At 65.8% G+C, this 523-nt stretch carries 1 protein-coding gene and 1 pseudogene; one reads left to right on the top strand and one right to left on the bottom strand.

Translation table 11 applies throughout. The annotated features are described in order from the left end of the window. Nucleotides 1-193: pseudogene (locus A9X01_RS23210) on the top strand (hypothetical protein); the annotation flags it as partial. Between the two features lie 128 nt (nt 194-321). On the opposite strand, the gene A9X01_RS23215 reads toward A9X01_RS23210, so the two are convergent. Continuing rightward, nucleotides 322-523: CBS domain-containing protein (locus A9X01_RS23215; protein ID WP_081282269.1), on the bottom strand; the 202-nt coding region annotated here is incomplete at its 5' end.

The following is a 523-nucleotide window of genomic DNA, read 5'->3' on the forward strand; positions in this document are numbered from 1 at the left end:
CAACGCCGTCACGACCTGCACGAAGTCGGACACGGTGGACAGCGTCAGCGTGCTGATGACCCAGAACCGGGTGCGGCTGGACCGGGTGCTCGACGTGCCCGAGGAAGGCATTCGCCGCGAGGGCGCGATCCTGGATCGGGAGACCTTCGACGTGGTGGCCGCCCGGCTGCGGGCTGAATACTCCTGGCGCTAGTGCACTTTCTCGGCGAGGCGAATTCTGCGCGAGGCGAACCTGGCTGCCATTTTCCGCTGCGAATTTCGCAGCCACGTTCGGCTCGCGCGGCTGCATAAGCCCGGACGCGCAGTACGCGTGGCGCTGAGTTATCCCTGCGTGATGTAGGACTGCAGCTGCTGCTGCTCGGCTTCCAGTTCGCCCATCCGGGTCTTCACCACGTCACCGATGCTGACGATGCCGATCAGCTTGCGGCCGTCGAGCACCGGCACGTGCCGCACCCGGTTCTGGGTCATCAGCACGCTGACGCTGTCCACCGTGTCCGACTTCGTGCAGGTCGTGACGGCGTTG

The organism is Mycobacterium asiaticum, from assembly GCF_001668675.1.
GTDB classification, from domain to species: domain Bacteria; phylum Actinomycetota; class Actinomycetes; order Mycobacteriales; family Mycobacteriaceae; genus Mycobacterium; species Mycobacterium asiaticum_D.